Source organism: Amycolatopsis sp. WGS_07, assembly GCF_045278895.1.
Lineage (GTDB): Bacteria > Actinomycetota > Actinomycetes > Mycobacteriales > Pseudonocardiaceae > Amycolatopsis.
Window position 1 is genome coordinate 5306405 of sequence record NZ_CP136053.1, and the last position, 16910, is coordinate 5323314.

Below are 16910 nucleotides of genomic sequence, written 5' to 3' on the forward strand. Positions count from 1 at the left end.
TCATGATCACCAAGAACGGAACATTCCGGGCGTCAGCGCTGATGGCCGGAGTGGCTTTGCTGGCCCTCCTCGCCAGCTGCGGCGGCGGCTCGGGCGCGGACTCCGCCGCCTCTCCCGCCGCCGCCGCGAAACCCCAGATCACCGACCCCGCGGTGCAAGCCGCGGCCCTGCGGACCGTGGATCCGTGCGCGCTGCTGGACAGCAAGACCCTCGGCGGCGTCGGCACTCCGGACCAGGAGAGCCTTTCCTCCTCCGAATGGGGCGAGTGCAGCGTCGACGTCAAGGACGCCGGCGGCAAGAAAGTCGAGCTGGTGCTGCGCGTCGGCGACCAGCTGATCATGTCGGAGGACCCGGTCGAGAAACTCGAAGGACTTCCGCTGGTCGTCGACAACGACAAGCCGGGGTCGTGCTGGGTCTCGGTCGTGACGTCGTTCGAGCAGTCGCTGGGGATCACGTTCCAGACCAAGTCCCCGGGCGACGCGTGCGCGCCGGGCCGCACGGCGCTGACCAAGGTCGTGCAGGCCCTGCACGGCACTCCGCCGCAGTACAAGCAGGTGCCCGGTTCCGTGCTGACGACCGACCCGTGCACGGTGGCGAGCAAGCAGGCGGTGGAGACCGCGCTGGGGCAGAAGTCCTTTGTGGAGCCCAAGAGCCTGCACGAATGCGACTTCTGGTCCGGCGACGACACCCACTACCCGCAGGTGTCGGTGCGCCTGTACCAGGGCCTGCCCGCCGACGCCGAGGACGGCCAGCCCGCTGACCTCGGCAGCGGCGTCACGGCCATCCAGAAGAAGGACGAGGACAGCAGCGTGGTCAGCTGCGACGCGACCTGGCGCAAGGTCGAGACCCCGAAGGAGGACGAGGCGCACGGGTACGGCGAGATCGTCTCCGTGCAGTTCAGCGGCGAGCCCGCCAGTCTCGACACCGGCACCGCGTGTACGAAGGCGGTCGCCGTGGCCAAGACGGTGGCCCCGTCGCTGGGACACGCCTGACAGTTCGCGGTTGCGCGGGCCTTTGGGGGCCGTGTTTCGCGGAGGTGAGCGCGCCGCGCGCCTGGTCTCGTACCGGGCGCGTGGCCGTTTTTATTGTTCGTCGAGCGGCAGTGCCCGTCCCAAGATCGCGAACGGCCGCGGGTCGCCGGTGAACTGGTAGTCGCGCAGGACGTCGACGAATCCCATGCGCCGGTACAGCTTCCACGCCCGGCTCGTGCCCTCGGGGGTGGAGAGCAGGACGTTCGCGCTGGGAACGCCGTCGAGCAGCCGGCGCAGCAGGTCCTCGCCGATCTGCTTGCCCTGGTTCTCCGGGCGCACGTGGATCTCGGTGAGTTCGAAGTAGTCCGCCAGCCAGCGCTCGGCTTCCTCGTTCCCGGAGCGCCGGATGAGCCCGTGCCGGACCTGCTCGTGCCACCACTGCCCAGCGCGGCCCTTGTACCCGTACGCGACGCCGAGCAGCACCCCGTTGTCGTCGAGGGCGGCCATGCAGCGCCAGCCCTCGCGCAACGCGTGCGTGAGCCACATCGGCGCGCGCTGCTCAGCCGTGCCCTCGGGGTAGCGCATGGCGTTGACGTAGATCGCCAGCGCTTCCGGCAGCCGGGCCCGGAACTCGTCGGCGGAGAGCTGCACGTAGCGGGAGCATCCGGAGGACATCGCGGTCACAGTCGACCATCCTCCCCTTCTCCCGCGAGATCGCCAGGGGTGCCCCCGGTGAGCGTGACGAGCGCTTCAAACGTCGTCGGAAAGACCGATTTCGGGTGCCCCGCCGCGGCCCAGACCTCCGGGTACCCACGCAAGGCGGTGTCCACGAGCGTGACCAGCTTCGCCGGATGCCCCACCGGCGCGACACCCCCGATCGGCTGCCCAGTGTGCACCCGAACGAACGCCGCGTCCGCCTTGCCGACCTCGGCAACACCCGCGAGTTCAGCCAGCCGATCCTCCCGCGCCCGATGCGCCCCCGACGTGAGCGCGAGCAACGCGACCTCGGCCCCGTCGGCAGTGCGCGCCCGAAAGACCAGGCTGTTGGCGATAGCGCCGACCGGTACGCCCAGCGCCTCCGCGGCCTGCGCGGCAGTGCGCACCTCGGCGGGCAGCACCCGCACTCCGTCAGCGGCGGCGTGCTGCCCGGCCTCGCTCAGTGCGGCGGTGACCTTGGCGACAGCGGGATGGTCGTGGGTGCTCACCCGGTTATGAGACCACGCCGGTGCGGCCGTGTCCCGCACCACGTGCCCGGATTCCACCGGCGGGGTTGAGCGGACTCGTCGGCGCGGCTACTCTGGAAACAGATCGAACAGACGTTCGATACCCGGTGGGAGAGCACCGGCCGGTCCCGGGGTGGGGGAAGCACCTCGGGCCCCCGGCCGGACCCGCCCGAGCAGGAGGAGGGTCGCCATGTCCGTCTCGGCCGTGTCCCCCGCGGACCGCGCTTCCGAGGGACGCCCCGCCACGGACCGCCCCGGCCCGGCGGGCGAACAACTGACCCTCGGCGAGCCGGTCGGGTCCGCTCGTCCTGCCGCATCGTCGGGCGAGTCCGCGGGCGTTGTCCGGCGGACGGCTTCGGAGGACTCCGCCGCTCGGGCGGCTGCCTCTGCTTCTGCTCGGTCTGCTTCGGCGGCCGGTTCCGGCCAGCTCGCAGCCGCGGCACACAGCCCGGGCTTGTGGCCAGCCGGGGAAGGCAACTCCGTCGCCACGCCTACGCCAGCGACCAGTCCCGCACCCGCCCTGCCCTCCGCGGCGGAGCGCGACCGCATGGCCAGTCCCGCGCCGGTCTCGGCTTCGGCGGTGGAGCGCGGTCCCATGGCCAGTCCTGCATCGGTCTCGGCTTCGGCGGTGGAGCGCGGTCCCGTGGCCGGTCCCGCGCCGGTCTCGGCTTCCGTGACGGAGCGCGGTCCCATGGCCAGTTCCGCGCCGATCTCGGCTTCTGTGGCGGAGCGCGGTCCGATGGCCAGTTCCGCATCGGTCTCGGCTTCTGTGGCGGAGCGCAGCCCCGTGGCCGGTCCCGCACCGGTCTCGGCTTCGGCGGTGGAGCGCAGCCCCGTGGCCAGTCCCGCACCGGTCTCGGCTTCCGTGCCGGAGCGCAGCCCCATGACCAGTTCCCCTCCCACCCCCAGGCCAACCGTGCACCACGTCCCCGAAACCACCCCGGCCCGCCCCGGCTCCCCAGCCCCCAGGCAGGTCGTCCACCGCACCCGGGCCGCCGTCCGGCCCTCCGCCGAACCGTCCGCCCGCCGCTCCGGCGCCCAGGGCCAGCCGCAGCTCCCGCTGTCCCTGCGCCCACCGGCCCCGCCCGAAGCGGTGGCCCTGCTGTCCCAAGCCAATCGCGGCCTCGACCACGCGGAAAACGAGCGAGACCCAGCCGAGCGCTTCATCGGCGCCTACCTCGCCGCCCTGCGCGGCGCCGGGGCGGTGCTCGCCGTCCGGGGCCGCCCGCGCCGGAGCCGTCCCGCCAGCGGCTGGGTGCTGCTCGACGCCGTGGCCCCCGAACTGCGCGAATGGTCCGCGTTCTTCGCCGCCAACTCCGAAACCCGCGCCGCCGCCGAAGCCGGCATCACCGGCCGCGTCGACGCCGAGCTGGCCGCGGGCCTGCTGCAGGCGACCGCCCAGTTCCTCGAACTGGTCCGCCGGGTCGTGCACGGCCTGCCGATGTCCGGGGAAGCCCATGTCGCGTGAACTCGGCACGGTCGACCACGGCCGGTTGCTCGAGGCGTTCTCCGTCGAAGCCCAGCTGCTGGGGGAGGTGGCGCACTCGGCGTCGCCCGATTCGCCGGTGCCCACCGCCCCCGGCTGGACGTTGACCGAGCTGCTCCGGCACGTCGGCACCGTGTACTGGCAGACGCTCGGCTGGATCCGCGAAGGCCGCCGCCCCGAACCCTGGCGGCGCGAGCCCCTGCCCGGCCAGCCGGTGACCGACTTCTACGCCGCCGCCCGCACCGAACTGGACGCCGAACTGGCCGCCCGCGACCCGGCCGCCCGAGCCGCCACCTGGTGGTCCGCCGACCCGACCCACGGTTTCTGGCGCCGCCGGATGCTCCACGAAACCCTCGTGCACCGAGTCGACGCCGAAAACGCGGCCGGAGCGGGCGAGTCGACAGTCCCGGACGACCTGGCCGCCGACGGCGTCGACGAGGCCCTCACCCTCTACTTCGGACACAAGCTCACCACCATGGGCATCTCCGGAACCCGAAACGGCACAGTGGGTTTCCACACCGGCGGCCACAGCTGGATAGCGAGAGCCGGCCCCGGCGAAACCGAGGCCTGGCGCTGCTCGCCCCGGGAGGCCGACGCCGCGGACGCGATAGTCACCGGCTCGCCCGCGAACGTCTACCTCTGGCTCTGGGGAAGAGTCCCGGTGACCATGGTCCACACCGACGGAGACCACGAGCTGTCCGCCCAAGCCTGGGCCCTGCTGCGACTGGCCACCCGGTGACCGCCGCCTAGAACCGAAAGCGGGGAAGCTTCCCGGTTCTTTCCGGCCACCGGCGGCGATTCAGGGTTCCGGCAAGCGCGAACTCCCGCGCTTGCCGGAACGGTTCGCTCAGCCGAGCGTGTCGACCAGATGTCCGAGCACAGCCGTCACGTGTGCGCGCCGCCCCGGGAAAACGGTGATCCGCCGGTCGTCTCCGCTGACGACGACCAGAAGCCGCCCCCGTCCGGCCAGATCGACCAGGCACCCCGGCGCACTCCACGTGCGCTCCCCGCCGAAACCCCGGCCCGCTGCCCGGAACTGATGCACCGCGTCCGGCTTTTCCCGCAGCACCAGCCGAAACTCGCCGGACTTCTCCGCAAGCTCGGCGAGCAGATCCCCGCCCCCGCAATCCCGGCCGACCCCACGACGGTCCTTCGGCACCCCCATCGGCCTCACCCGGGCCGGCGAGCACGTCGGCAGCGCATCCACCACACTCGCGGCCAGCTCAGCCGGCCGAACCGGATCGAGCCGCACCGTCTCGCCGCCCGCGATCAGCCGAACCGCGTCCGCCCCGGACACCGCGCTCAGAACCCCAGCAGCGGACCCGACTTCCCGATCGAGGCTGTCCCACGAAAACACCTCGCGCCGGGCATTGCCGAGAACGCCGAGTGTCCGCCGATAACGCGGCTCGAGCACGCCGTCGTCGCCAGCCAACCCGAGCCGGACCAGTACCTCAAGCGCCCGCCGCCGATTGTTCCAGCCAGACTGACCCGGCCCGATCACAACAGGAAGCTCGCCGAGCCCGGCCAACTCCCACGACACCAGAAACGCGAACCGGGGCATCCGCACCGGCCGACTGATGACCGTCACCGCGCCGCAGCGCAACCTCCGACACTCATAAAGCCATCCTGCCACGCGAAACCCGGTGCGGCGGATGCTTTCGGCAACACTGTCGCCAACGCCCCGCGACATCGCTTCTCGACCACCTCGCCGGACGTCTTCCGCACCGTGCGCTGCCCGTCCTCCCCGCACGCCCCGATATCCCGCAATCCCCACCACAACTCCCTGCTGCCCCGGGCACCCTCGCCTGGCTCGCAGCCGCCGTTTTTGTCGGTGCTCCCCGCTACCGTGGGCGACATGCCAACCCACCTGGTCAGCCTGGTCACCGCAGCCGAACACCCGGCCGCCCTGGCCCGGTTCTGGGCAGATCTGCTCGGCTGGCGGATCACCGCCGAAGCCCCGGCGGAGGCCACCGTGCAGGCCCCGCCCGGCGACGGCTGCGAAATCGCCCTGTCCTTCGTCCCGGCGTCCCAGCCGAAGAACGGCAAGAACCGCCTCCACCTGGACCTCGCCAGCACCTCCGCCCAGCATCAACGCGAAACGGCCGCCCGAGCCGTTTCCCTGGGCGCCCGCCCCATCGACATCGGCCAGCACAACGTCCCCTGGACCGTCCTGGCCGACCCCGAAGACAACGAGTTCTGCGTGCTCGAACCCCGCACCGAATACGCCGAATCCGGTTCCTTGGCGGCGATCGTCGTCGACGCTCAAGACCCCGCGCGTCTCGCCCGCTTCTGGTCCTCGCTCACCGCCTGGCCAGTCGCCGCCGACGAACCGGCCATCACCGCCCTGCGCAACCCCACCGGCCGCGGCCCCGCGCTCGAGTTCCTGCGCGCGCACACCCCGAAGCACGGCAAAAACCGGCTCCACCTCGACCTGGCTCCCCGCCGCGACGACGACCACACCGCCGAAACGCGCCGAATCCTGGCCGCAGGCGCCCGCGAGATCGATGTCCCCGGAGCAGTCTTCGCTGACCTGGAAGACAACGAATTCCGCCTGCTCGCCCCACGCTGACCCCCTCCGCAGGTTTCGCGCGGATCACCATTTCCGGGAAACCTCTGACACACCCGAAACACCACAGGAGGCCCCCGGTTACGTGCGCCGGAGACGGTGGGTGCCATGAACACACCTCCCACGCGCCACAGTCTTCTCGCGACCTCCGTTTCCGACGGACCGGCCAGCCTCCCTCCCGCCGGTTCAGCGCGGAAACCCGTTCCTCCCGCCGCGCCCCTCCCCGCGACCCACGCCTGGCGAGTGCGCATCCGGTCCGACGACCAGCCCGAAACACTGGCCCGCTTCGCGATCCGGCTGGCCGACCTCGAATGCCGCATCCTCGGCCTCACAAGACACCCGGTACCCGGCGGCGTACTGGACGAATTCGTGCTGCGCCCCGCGACCGGCCTGCCCCAGCACCTTCTCGTAGACGCCATCCGCGACGAAGGCGGCGAATGCCTGGGGATGACCGAAACCGTCGTCCGTGACCCTCGCGCCCCAGCCGCTGCCGCGCCCGCCGTCGAGGAGTCGATCGCTGATGCCGCTGTCCGAGAACTCCTCGCCCCGGCAGCAGATGCATTAGCTGCTGGTCGGGGGACCGTTTCCGGAGCTGACGCCCGCGAGTCTGGTGCTTCGTCGACTACCGCGCTCCGCGCCGCATCAGCCGCTGGTCGGGATACCGCTTCTGGAGCTGACGCCCGCGAGCCTGGTGTTCCGTCGACTACCGCGCTCTCCGCCGCGGAGGATGCATTGGCCGCTGGCCGGGGGACCGTTTCCGGTGCCGACGCCCGCGAGCCTGGTGCTCCGTCGACCACCGCGCTCCCCGCCGCGGAAGATGCGCCCGCCGACGAATCCCCCATGGAACTGGGCGCACCCGCAGAAACTTCCCTTGCCGCAGATCGAGAAGCGCGCTCGTCGTTCGCGCAGCGAGAGCAGGATCAGCGTGCCCCAGCGGCTGCACACGTGGTGGAGGCGGCTGCCGAAACCAGCGTCGGCGGGCTTCGTGACCCGGCCGCGACTGCGCTCGTCGCTGCTCGGCGGGCGGTCGCTGATCCTGGTTGCCGGGCACCGATGTTGCGGGTGGTTTTGTCCGCCGACCTGGTCACGCTCGTCCCGGAGAGCGAGGCCAATCCGGGGCGCGGCGAAGGCGGGCACCGGGCGGTTTTCCCCGCTGGCGACGGGCAGGCGTTCGTCGCCCGGCGGCGGTGGGTGCCGTTCGACGAAGCCGAACTCGCTCAGGCCGCGGCGTTTCTGGAGTTGCTCGCCGTGGCGCGGCAGAATCTGAGCGGTCCGGTGGTGCTCGACCGTCCGGACGGGGCCGCGGTCGTTCTGCGGCTCGGCACCCCGCGGGACGTCGACGCGGTCGGTGCGGTGCATCTTCGCTGTTCGGCGAAGACTTTGTTCAATCGCTACCACACTGGCCTGCGTACGGTTCCCCGAAAATGGCTGCACCGGTTGCTCATGCCGCCGCGCGGATCGAGCGTGCTCGCGGTGTGCGGCCGGGACGTGATCGGGTTCGGGCAGCTGATTCCTCAGCGCGACGGCACCGCCGAGGTGTCGCTTCTCGTCGAGGATGCCTGGCAGCGGCAGGGAATCGGCACGGCGTTGCTCGCTCGGCTGGTCACCCTCGCCGGAGCCGCCGGGATCACGGAACTGACCGCGGTCCGTCTTCCGGACAATGACGCCATGGTTCGCACTGCGGCTCGCGCCGGGCTGTACGTCGAATCCAGTCAGGACGACGGCACGGTGCTTCGGCTCTTCGCCGCTGCCTCGACGCCGTGGGACGCGGTCAGCGGTTCCAGAACCAGTCTTTGCCCCGCGCCTCGCGCAGAGCCTGCTTCTTCCGCTCGGGAGTGAGCCGGTCGAGGTACAGCTTCCCGTCGAGGTGGTCGGTTTCGTGCTGGAGGCACTGCGCCAGCACATCGACGCCCTCGACCTCGATCGGCTCGTTGCGCATGTCGACGCCGCGCACAACGGCGTGCTTCGCGCGGACCGTCGGGAACCACAGCTCCGGCACGGACAGGCAGCCCTCGCCGATTTCGTGGGTCTCCTCGGACAGGTGGACGATCTCCGGGTTGATGACGTACCCGGTCAGCCCGCCGACGTCGTAGCTGAACACCCGCAGCCCGACCCCGATCTGCGGTGCCGCGAGCCCGGCCCGGCCCTCCGGCTGCACGCTGTCGAGCAGGTCCTTCACCAGCGCCTCGATCTTGCTGTCGAACGTGGTCACCGGGTCGCACACGGACTTGAGCACCGGGTCACCGAAGTAGCGCAACTCGCGCATCGCCATGATCGAACGTCCTTATATCCACCGAGGGGCCACGCGAAGTCTAGTGACACCACCTGCTTCCCCGATGCGGGTCCACCGATCAGGCCCGCTTGACCCGCGGCGGAGCCCGTTCTCGGCTGCCGTTCCGGGAGCGATCCACCCTCAAGCTCTCAAACGGAGTCCCTTCGGAGTCGCGCGGAAGCCGGCTTCCTGCAGGATCTCGGCCAGTTCCGACGTGAGGGCGTGCTCTCCGTCCGCGCGCTGGACGGCCAGCTGGCCCAGCCAGCCTTCCCGGACCGCGGTCGACAGCGCGGCCGCCGCGGCTTGCAGCGAGCTGCGTTCCTCGGTGAAGCTCAGCAACGAGCGGCCACCGCGTTCGACGTACAGAGCCGGGACTCCGTCGACCAGCACCGCCAGCGCTCCGGCCTTGCGCGCCGGACGGTGCTTCGTGTCACCTGTGGCGGCAGGCCAGGACAGCGCCGCGCCGTACGGCTGTGCTGGGTCCGCGGCGGCGAGAACTACGGCCCGAGCATTGTCGTCTCGGCCCGCGACGGAGGGCGCGGTGCTGGAGAGCGCCCGCAGCCGGTCGACTGCGCCCTTCGCGGCGAACTGTGCGGCACCGAGACCTTCGACGACGTAACCGCGGATGACCTGTCCGGTGTCTTCCATACCGCGCAATACCTTGTAGATCCCGGAAAAACCGCCGGTGACCCGTTCGGTGTCGAGTGCGCCGCGAGTGAGGACGCCGTGCCGTTCCAGGAACGCCTCGGTGCGGGCATGTGCGCGGCGGGTCGGCTCGGCCTCTCGGGGCGGGGTCAGCGCCCAACGGCCGGCTGCGGTCGGCGGCCCGGTGCGGGAGGGCATTGCCGGACGCCCGGCGCGCATGCGGGCGTACCGGCCGCGTGGTGCTTGCCGCCGCGGTTTGTGCGCGCCATGACCCGCGACCTGTGCGCGCAGCGGCGCGAGCGTGTCGCCGGTGACCAGCCCGGCCCACACCAGGTCCCACAATGCGGCTACCACGGCACCGTCGTCCGGTGGCTGCTCCAGACCCGGCGTGACGCGGTCGACGAGCTGCCGGAAGAACAACGCCCCGCCTTCCAGCGCCGTGACGATCGCGTCGTGCAGCGGGCTGGACGGCGGATTCTCCTCGACCTCGGGCAGCAGCAGGTCCGCGACGTCCGACGGGGCCAGCGCCAGCCAGCCGTCCCCGCCGGAGAGCGCGCCGCAGCCTGCCCAGGTGACCTCGCCCGCGGTGGTGAGTTCGTCGAGCAGCGCGGGGGAGTAGCCCGGCAATCGGCTCGGCAGGATGAGCGATTCCACCGCGCTCGCTGGCAAGGGCGCACCGGCCAGCTGTTCGACCACCGACAGCACGTCGTCGGCGGTCGGCGCGGACCGCAGGCGCGCACCGATTCCGTGCCACGCGGGCAGGAACCGGCCCAGCGCTGCCGGCTCCACGGGCTCGACCTCGGCCCGCAGCCGAGCGAGTGACGCACGACGCAACCGCCGCAACACGGCCGCGTCGCAGTACTCGACGCCCACGCCATGGGTTTCCGGATGCCCGACCGGACTCAGCTCGCCGCGTACGAGCCTGCCTTCGCCGGTGAGCCGGTCGAGCACACCGGTGACGACAGCCGAGCCCAGCCCGAACCGGTCTGCCGCGGCTGTCGCGGAGAAGGGACCGCGGGTCCGCGCGTAGCGGCCGAGCAGGTCGCCCAGCGGATCCGCCACCGGTTCGGTGAACGCCTCGGGCACGCCGACCGGAAGCGCGACGCCCAGCGCGTCCCGCACCCGTCCGGCGTCCTCGATGGCCAGATAGCGCTCCTCGCCGCCGATGCGCACCTGGATCGCACGCCGCGCCGAGGCGAGTTCCGCCAGCCATTCCGGCTGGATCCCTCGTTCCGCGGCCTCCGCCACCGAGAGATCGCCGAGGAATCGCAGCAGGTCGGCGGCGTCCTCCGCCGACCGGGCGCGCCGGTCTGGATCGAGCCGCTGCAGCGACCGTTCGACCTCGGCCACCGCCTCGGGGTCGAGCAACTCGCGAATCGCTTCCGTGCCCAGCAATTCGGCCAGCAGCGCGGAATCCAGCGACAGCGCCGCGGCCCGCCGTTCGGCCAGCGGGGCGTCCGTCTCGTACAGGAACATCCCGACGTACCCGAACAACAGGCTCCGGGCGAACGGCGACGCGGCCGGTGTCTCCACCTCGACCAGCCGCACCTTCCGTGCCCGGACATCCGACATCAGCTCCCGCAGGCCGCCGACGTCGTACACGTCTTGGAGAACCTCGCGCATGGCCTCCAACACGACCGGGAACCGCTCGTACTTCGCCGCTACCGACAACAGCTGCGACGCCCGTTGCCGTTGCTGCCACAGCGGTGTGCGCCGCCGCGGATCACGGCGCGGCAGCAACAGCGAACGGGCCGCGCACTCCCGGAACCGCGCCGCGAAGACCGCCGAGCCGCCGACCTCCGCCACGATCAGCTGCTCGACCTCCTCCGGGTCCAGCAGGACATCGTCGGCGCCGATGGTGACTTCGCCGCCGTCGGCGTCGAGCGCGTCGGGCAGCCGCAGCACGATGCCGTCGTCGGAGTGCGCCACCTGGGCGTCGACACCGCGGTTTTCCCGCAGCCGCGCGGCGATCGCGAGCGCCCACGGAGCGTTCACCTGCGCACCGAACGGAGAGTGCAGCACGATCCGCCAGTCGCCCAGCTCGTCCCGGTAGCGTTCGAGCAGGATGACGCGATCGTTGGGCACGTGCCGGGTCGCCGACTTCTGTTCTTCCAGATACGCCAGCAAATTGTCGCAGGCGCGCTGGTCGAGACCGGCCGCGGCGGCCCGGTCCCTGGCCGCCGAAGTGTCCGAAGTGGACAGTTCGCGGACGAACGCGCCGAGCGCCCGTCCCAGTTCCAGCGGCCGTCCCGCGGCGTCGCCCTTCCAGAACGGCATCCGGGCGGGCTGGCCGGGGGCGGGCACGACGATCACCCGGTCATGGGTGATGTCGGTGATCCGCCACGACGAGGTGCCGAGCAGGATCGTGTCGCCGACCCGCGACTCGTACACCATCTCCTCGTCGAACTCGCCCACGCGAGAGCCGGGTTTGCCCTCGTCGCCCGGGGTCATCACGGTGAACAGCCCGCGGTCGGGGATCGTGCCGCCGGACGTGACGGCCAGCCGCTGCGAACCCGGCCGTCCGCGCAGTTCGCCGCCGACCCGGTCCCACGTGATCCGCGCCCGCAGCTCGCCGAACTCCTCGCTCGGGTAGCGGCCGGCGAGCATGTCGAGCACCGCGTGCAGCGCGTCGTCCGGCAGCGAGCTGAACGGAGCCGCCCGCCGCACCAGCGCCGCCAGCTCCGGCACCGTCCACGGTTCGAGCGCCACCATCGCCACGACGTGCTGGGCCAGCACGTCGAGCGGATTGCGCGGGTACCGCACCGCTTCGATCGCCCCGGTCGCCATCCGTTCCGCGACCACCGCGCACGACACCAGGTCGCCGCGGAACTTCGGGAACATCACGCCGGACGACACCGCGCCGACCTGGTGTCCGGCCCGGCCGACGCGCTGCAGCCCGGACGCCACGGTGGGCGGGGCCTCGATCTGCACGACCAGATCGACCGCGCCCATGTCGATGCCGAGTTCGAGCGACGACGTGGCCACCACGCACGGCAGCCGCCCGGACTTCAGCTCCTCCTCGACATGGGTCCGCTGCTCGCGGGACATCGATCCGTGGTGCGCCCGCGCGATCACCGGATCCGCGCCGGACGTGACGCCGGACTGCCCGACCGCCTCGGCCGGGAACGCGTCGCCCTGGGCCAAACCGCCCTGAGCCAGGCCGGCCTGCTCGGACGCGAGTTCGTTGAGCCGCGCGGTGAGCCGTTCGGTGAGCCGCCGCGAGTTGCCGAACACGATGGTGGAGCGGTGCGCGCGGATCAGCTCCAGCACCCGTTCCTCGACCGCGGGCCAGATCGACGGCCGCTGCACCGCCGCGCCCGAGACCTCCTCCTGGGTGCCGATCCCGCCCTCGGACGGCAGCTGCGACAACGACGTGAGGTCGTCGAGCCGCTCCATCGGCGACGGAGCCGGGCCGTCGAGGTTCGCCATGTCCTCGACCGGCACCTCCACCCGCACCTGGATCGTCTTCGCGAGCTTCGGCTGCACGACGGTGACCGGGCGGCCGCCGGCGAGGAACGCGCTCACCTCGTCGATCGGGCGCACCGTGGCCGACAATCCGATGCGCTGGGCCGGTCTGGGCAGCAGCGCGTCGAGCCGTTCCAGCGACAACGCCAGGTGCGCGCCGCGTTTGCCGCCCGCGACGGCGTGCACCTCGTCGACGATCACCGTCTCGACGCCCTTCAGCGACTCCCGCGCGGAGGACGTGAGGATGAGGAACAGCGACTCCGGCGTGGTGACCAGCACGTCCGGCGGGGTTTTCCCGAACGACCGGCGCTCGGCCGCCGTGGTGTCGCCGGTGCGCATGCCGACCTCGATCTCCGGCGCGGGCAGGCCGAGCCGGTGCGCGGCCTGGGAGATGCCCGCCAGCGGCGCGCGCAGGTTGCGCTGCACGTCGACCGCCAGCGCCTTCAGCGGCGAGACGTAGAGGATCCGGCACCGCTCGCGCGGGTTCGCCGGCGGCGGTTCCGCCGCGAGCCGGTCGAGTGCCCACAGGAACGCGGACAGGGTCTTGCCGGACCCGGTGGGCGCCACGACCAGGGCGTGCTGCCCGGCGTGTGCGGCCCGCCAGGCCCCTTCCTGCGCGGCCGTCGGGGCGGCGAAGGCTCCGGCGAACCAGGTGCGGGTCGCCGGGGAGAAGAGGTCGAGCACGTCGTTTGCCACGGGATCCATCATGCGCGGCACCCCCGACAATTTCCGGGGCCCGGTCGGCGCACCCCGCGCCGGATCCCCTCGTGTGGGTGACCGATCGGCTTAGATCGCGTACTTCCACACGGTCAGCGAATAGGCCGAATACCAGGCTCCGACCAGCACGAACACGGTCGCCGCGGCGATCATCGTGGACTTCTTGCGCCCGGCCAGCCCCATCGCGACGGGCAGCAAAAGCGCGAAGTCGGGGAGGACGAACCGCGACTTCAGAGCAGGCAGCCCGGCACTGCAGAGGACCAGCACCACGACCCCCACCGCATACGCGGCCAACGGCCACGGAATCTGGCGGCTGGTCACGGAGACGACCGCGAGCGCGATCGCGGCGACCATCACGAGCACGACGAGCGTTTCCCACGCGTTGCCCGAGGTGAAGAGCGTCTGCGTGATCCACCGCCAGGCTTCGGCACCGCCGTCGAAACGCGTGTTCCAGCCGCGAAGCTCCACGTCCTGCCAGCCGGTCAAGCTGCCGGTCTGCACCGCGACGAACATCCAGTACCCGAGCAGCCCGAGCGGCGCGACGAAGACGCACATGAGCGCGTTCCACCGCTGCCTGTTCCGCCACACGTCGATGGCCGCGGCGATCACCACGACAGCGACCAGTACGCACGCGGTGGACCGACTGAGCCCGGCGAACAGCGTCGCGGAAGCAGCGAGGTACCACTTGCGTTCGAGCACGCCGACCAGCGCCCACGCGGCGAACGCGGTGAAGAGCGCCTCGGTCATCACCATGCTCTCGGCGATCGCCATCGGCGCGGCGCCCCACAACACCGCGAGCAGAAACCCCGCTCGTTCACTGTGGACGAAGCGGCCGATTCGGTACATCGCCGTCGCCGCCGCGATTCCGGCGAGCGTCGACAGCAGGATGCCTGCCCCGAAGTACGTCACTCCTGGCAGCTTCGCGAGCATCCCGGTCAAGGACGGGTACAGCGGGAAGTACCCGTACGCCGCGTCGGGATACGGCAGTCCGGCGGCGTCGAGCGGATTGCTCACGCCGCTGTAGCCGTGCTCCGCGATCTGCAGGTACCACCAGCCGTCCCAGGACTGCAGCCGTTCGCCCAGCGGCAGGTCCCGGGGCGCGGCCATGGCGGCGAGCACGCCGACGCCGACCAGCCGCACCACGAGGTACAGGACTGCCGCGCGTACGTAACCGGAACGGCTCCATCTGCCGAGCGGACTGTCCACGGCGGTCTGCTCAGGCTGTTCTCGGCGGGTCTTGTCCACTAGCTCTGTCATTACCTCCCCGTCCTCGGAAGACGAGACGTTCCGTTGCTTCCCGGGGTTGCGTGCGTCGCGAGTTTCGCGGGTCCGCACGCACGGTGACCGGGCACGTGGCAGCATCTCCGCCAGCACTGTTTGAGTCGAGGGGAAATTACTGTGCGGATCCTGTCGGTGGACCTCGGGACGTCCAACACCGTTGCCGTCCTTTCCGCGCACGGCAGGCCGCCTCGCGTCGTAGAGGTCGACGGGTCGGCCAACATGCCCTCCGCGGTGTTCGCCGGCGAGGACGGCACGCTCATGGTCGGCAGGGACGCCGAACGTCGTGCGCGGCTCGATCCGACGCGGTTCGAACCCAACCCTAAACGGCGCATCGACGAGCAGACACTGCTCCTGGGCACGGACGTCGTGCCTGTCAACGAAGCGCTCGCCGCGATTCTGCGCCGGGTGCTCGACGAGACCACCCGCCAGCTCGGCGGCGAACAGCCGGATGAGGTGCGGCTCACCCACCCCGCGCAGTGGGGTCCGGTGCGCCGCAACGTACTGCTGAGCGCGGCGCGGCTCGCCGGTATTCGCGGAAACATTGTCCTCGTGCCGGAGCCTGTCGCCGCCGCTGCGCACTTCGCGTCGTTCCCTGAGCGCGCGCTGGCTCCAGGGAAGGCTCTCGCGGTGTACGACCTCGGCGCGGGCACGTTCGACGTCGCAGTCGTCGGTGCGAATCAGAACGGCTACACAGTGCTCGCCGAAGACGGTCTGCCGGACCTCGGCGGCCTCGACGTCGACCAGGCGCTGATGGTCCACGTTGGACGTGAGGTGTCGCACTCGGACCCGCAGCGTTGGCAGAGGCTGCTTCGTCCCGAGTCCACTGCGGACCGGCGTACGCGACGCGCGCTGCAAGAAGACGTGAAGGCCGCGAAGGAGGCACTGTCTCGGCATCCGCAGACAGAGGTGCCGATGCCGGAGCCGTTCAAGGACGTGCTCGTCACGCGCGGAGAGCTTGAAGGCTTGGTGCGTCCGGCGATGCTGCGTAGCGTGGAGTTGCTGTCGCGGACGCTGCGCGCGGCTGGGCTCACTTCGGACCGTCTCGTCGGCATCTACCTCGTCGGAGGTTCGAGCCGCCTGCCGCTGGTCGGGTCGATGATCGCGGAGAAGCTCGGCGTCGTCCCCACGAGCCTTGATCAGCCTGAGACGGCAGTCGCGCTGGGTGCGCAGCACGTCGCTAAAGACGGACTGTCGATGCGTACGCAGAACGTCGAGGGTCAGGTGGCAGCAGGCGCGCCGTACACACCGCCTGCTGCGCAGCAGGGCAACTACCCGCCGTACTCGCCGCCGCAACCGCAGCAGATGCCGCCGTTCCAGCCTTCGCCGGCACCGTCGAACTTCCCGACGTACACGCCTGCTGCGCCGGAGAAGAAGAGCCGCACCAAGCTGTTGATCGGCATCGCGGCGGCTGTGGTGGTCGTGCTCGCGGCAGGGCTGACCGTGTTCCTGACCACAAAGGGCTCGTCGGTGCAGACGTACACCGCTGACGAGTGCCGTACGCCGGGGCAAGCCGACTCGTCCGGCCTGACCGGCTGCATGCGTCAGCTGGCCGGCAAGGTCGCTGACAACGGGGGCTGTGCGCCCGGCATGGGCAACGGTCCGGCCGCGCCGGCGAAGAGCCTCGGAGCCGCGTCGACGTGCGCCGCGCCGGGGCGCGCGGGTACTCAGGTGACGTACGTGCAGGGACAGTCGGCAGCGGAGCTGAAGCAGTACACCGACGGACTGCTCTCCTCCGCGGGCGGCGACCGCACCGAAGCGGACTGGAAGGGCAACGCCCTCGAAGGCCACTACTCGGCGGCGGCCGGGCAGTCGTCGGCGGTCCTCGTGTTCACCGTGAAGGACCGGCCCCTCGTCGGGTTCCTCTATCAGGTGAATTCCGGCGGCCAGGCGGCCACGCCGGGTGCGCTGGCCGACTACTTCGAGCAGAACGTCCAGCCGGGGGAGTGATCCCCGCCGGAGCGGGAAAGCTAGCATTCGCCCGATGCGTATCACGGTGTTCCGACGGCTGATGGCCGAGGAGTTCGGGTCCGGACGCGCCGAGATGCTCGCCAAGGACCACGTGTTCAGCGGGCTCGGCGGGCACACGGTCGAAGAGGCGCTGAGCGCGGGAACGCCGCCCAAGGAGATCTGGCGCGCGGTGTGCGTCGAGTTCGAGGTGCCGCCGGAACGGCGCTGACCTGGGAGTTTCCGGGCCCGGTCACCGCGAAGGGCGAAAACCGCGGAACCTGGGCGTGTCGCTGCGAGCCTCGAACACCTGTTCGTCTATGGTGTTGTGCACAACGGG

At 71.1% G+C, this 16910-nt stretch carries 13 protein-coding genes; 7 read left to right on the forward strand and 6 right to left on the reverse strand.

Going from position 1 to position 16910, the window contains the following annotated elements; genetic code table 11:
- Positions 1-2 precede the first annotated feature (2 nt).
- Positions 3-992: a DUF3558 family protein gene (locus RPX00_RS25125; RefSeq protein ID WP_406629002.1), complete on the forward strand. Its 990-nt coding sequence runs from the start codon at positions 3-5 to the stop codon at positions 990-992.
- 90 nt (positions 993-1082) lie between these two features.
- Here the strand turns inward: RPX00_RS25125 and RPX00_RS25130 are convergent, their stop codons facing one another.
- Both RPX00_RS25130 and RPX00_RS25135 read right to left on the reverse strand, forming a co-directional pair.
- A complete protein-coding gene (locus RPX00_RS25130; protein WP_406629005.1) occupies positions 1083-1655 on the reverse strand; it encodes a GNAT family N-acetyltransferase in 573 nt (190 codons plus the stop codon).
- Positions 1652-2176, reverse strand: coding sequence for a YbaK/EbsC family protein (locus RPX00_RS25135; RefSeq protein WP_406629007.1), 525 nt, complete (start codon positions 2174-2176; stop codon positions 1652-1654). Before RPX00_RS25135 ends, RPX00_RS25130 begins: the two co-directional genes overlap by 4 nt.
- 901 nt (positions 2177-3077) lie before the next feature.
- Between RPX00_RS25135 and RPX00_RS25140 the strand changes: the two genes are divergently transcribed.
- Complete coding sequence (locus RPX00_RS25140) at positions 3078-3662, forward strand: SAV_6107 family HEPN domain-containing protein (RefSeq protein WP_406629009.1); 585 nt, start codon at positions 3078-3080, stop codon at positions 3660-3662.
- Entirely contained in the window at positions 3652-4419 is a 768-nt protein-coding gene (locus tag RPX00_RS25145; protein WP_406629011.1) for a maleylpyruvate isomerase N-terminal domain-containing protein, read from the forward strand. Before RPX00_RS25140 ends, RPX00_RS25145 begins: the two co-directional genes overlap by 11 nt.
- A gap of 108 nt (positions 4420-4527) precedes the next feature.
- On the opposite strand, the gene RPX00_RS25150 is transcribed toward RPX00_RS25145, so the two are convergent.
- Entirely contained in the window at positions 4528-5268 is a 741-nt protein-coding gene (locus RPX00_RS25150) for an ESX secretion-associated protein EspG (RefSeq protein ID WP_406629014.1), read from the reverse strand.
- Positions 5269-5535: 267 nt separating this feature from the next.
- Here RPX00_RS25150 and RPX00_RS25155 point away from each other — a divergent pair, with 267 nt between their 5' ends.
- Together RPX00_RS25155 and RPX00_RS25160 are read left to right on the forward strand one after the other, a co-directional pair.
- Complete coding sequence (locus RPX00_RS25155) at positions 5536-6249, forward strand: VOC family protein (RefSeq protein ID WP_406629016.1); 714 nt, start codon at positions 5536-5538, stop codon at positions 6247-6249.
- 240 nt (positions 6250-6489) lie between these two features.
- Positions 6490-8085 carry a GNAT family N-acetyltransferase gene (locus RPX00_RS25160; RefSeq protein WP_406629018.1) on the forward strand — a complete coding sequence of 532 codons (1596 nt, stop codon included), beginning with the start codon at positions 6490-6492 and terminating at the stop codon, positions 8083-8085.
- Here RPX00_RS25160 and def read toward each other — a convergent pair.
- The 3 genes from def to RPX00_RS25175 all read right to left on the reverse strand — a co-directional run bounded on the left by def (position 8018) and on the right by RPX00_RS25175 (position 14602).
- Positions 8018-8518, reverse strand: a complete 501-nt coding sequence (def, locus tag RPX00_RS25165; RefSeq protein ID WP_406629020.1) for a peptide deformylase — start codon at positions 8516-8518, stop codon at positions 8018-8020. The two genes, RPX00_RS25160 and def, sit on opposite strands and share 68 nt — an antisense overlap.
- Positions 8519-8659: 141 nt before the next feature.
- The gene (locus tag RPX00_RS25170) at positions 8660-13336 is read right to left on the reverse strand and encodes an ATP-dependent helicase (RefSeq protein WP_406629022.1); all 4677 of its coding nucleotides are present in this window, start codon (positions 13334-13336) and stop codon (positions 8660-8662) included.
- 78 nt (positions 13337-13414) lie between these two features.
- Positions 13415-14602, reverse strand: a complete 1188-nt coding sequence (locus tag RPX00_RS25175) for a hypothetical protein (protein WP_406629024.1) — start codon at positions 14600-14602, stop codon at positions 13415-13417.
- A 141-nt stretch (positions 14603-14743) separates the two neighbouring features.
- Here RPX00_RS25175 and RPX00_RS25180 point away from each other — a divergent pair, with 141 nt between their 5' ends.
- Together RPX00_RS25180 and RPX00_RS25185 are read left to right on the forward strand one after the other, a co-directional pair.
- The gene (locus tag RPX00_RS25180; protein ID WP_406629026.1) at positions 14744-16573 is read left to right on the forward strand and encodes an Hsp70 family protein; all 1830 of its coding nucleotides are present in this window, start codon (positions 14744-14746) and stop codon (positions 16571-16573) included.
- Positions 16574-16607: 34 nt separating this feature from the next.
- On the forward strand, positions 16608-16802 hold the full coding sequence (locus tag RPX00_RS25185; RefSeq protein WP_406629028.1) for a DUF3046 domain-containing protein: 195 nt from the start codon (positions 16608-16610) through the stop codon (positions 16800-16802).
- The last annotated feature ends 108 nt before the right edge of the window (positions 16803-16910 follow it).

Bases quoted from the DNA above. Each gene is read 5' to 3' on its own strand.
- RPX00_RS25155 (WP_406629016.1), top strand. From the start codon at position 5,536: ATGCCAACCCACCTGGTCAGCCTGGTCACCGCAGCCGAACACCCGGCC.
- RPX00_RS25145 (WP_406629011.1), top strand. From the start codon at position 3,652: ATGTCGCGTGAACTCGGCACGGTCGACCACGGCCGGTTGCTCGAGGCG.
- RPX00_RS25170 (WP_406629022.1), bottom strand. From the start codon at position 13,336: ATGATGGATCCCGTGGCAAACGACGTGCTCGACCTCTTCTCCCCGGCG.
- RPX00_RS25185 (WP_406629028.1), top strand. From the start codon at position 16,608: ATGCGTATCACGGTGTTCCGACGGCTGATGGCCGAGGAGTTCGGGTCC.
- RPX00_RS25140 (WP_406629009.1), top strand. From the start codon at position 3,078: ATGACCAGTTCCCCTCCCACCCCCAGGCCAACCGTGCACCACGTCCCC.
- def (WP_406629020.1), bottom strand. From the start codon at position 8,518: ATGGCGATGCGCGAGTTGCGCTACTTCGGTGACCCGGTGCTCAAGTCC.
- RPX00_RS25175 (WP_406629024.1), bottom strand. From the start codon at position 14,602: ATGACAGAGCTAGTGGACAAGACCCGCCGAGAACAGCCTGAGCAGACC.
- RPX00_RS25125 (WP_406629002.1), top strand. From the start codon at position 3: ATGATCACCAAGAACGGAACATTCCGGGCGTCAGCGCTGATGGCCGGA.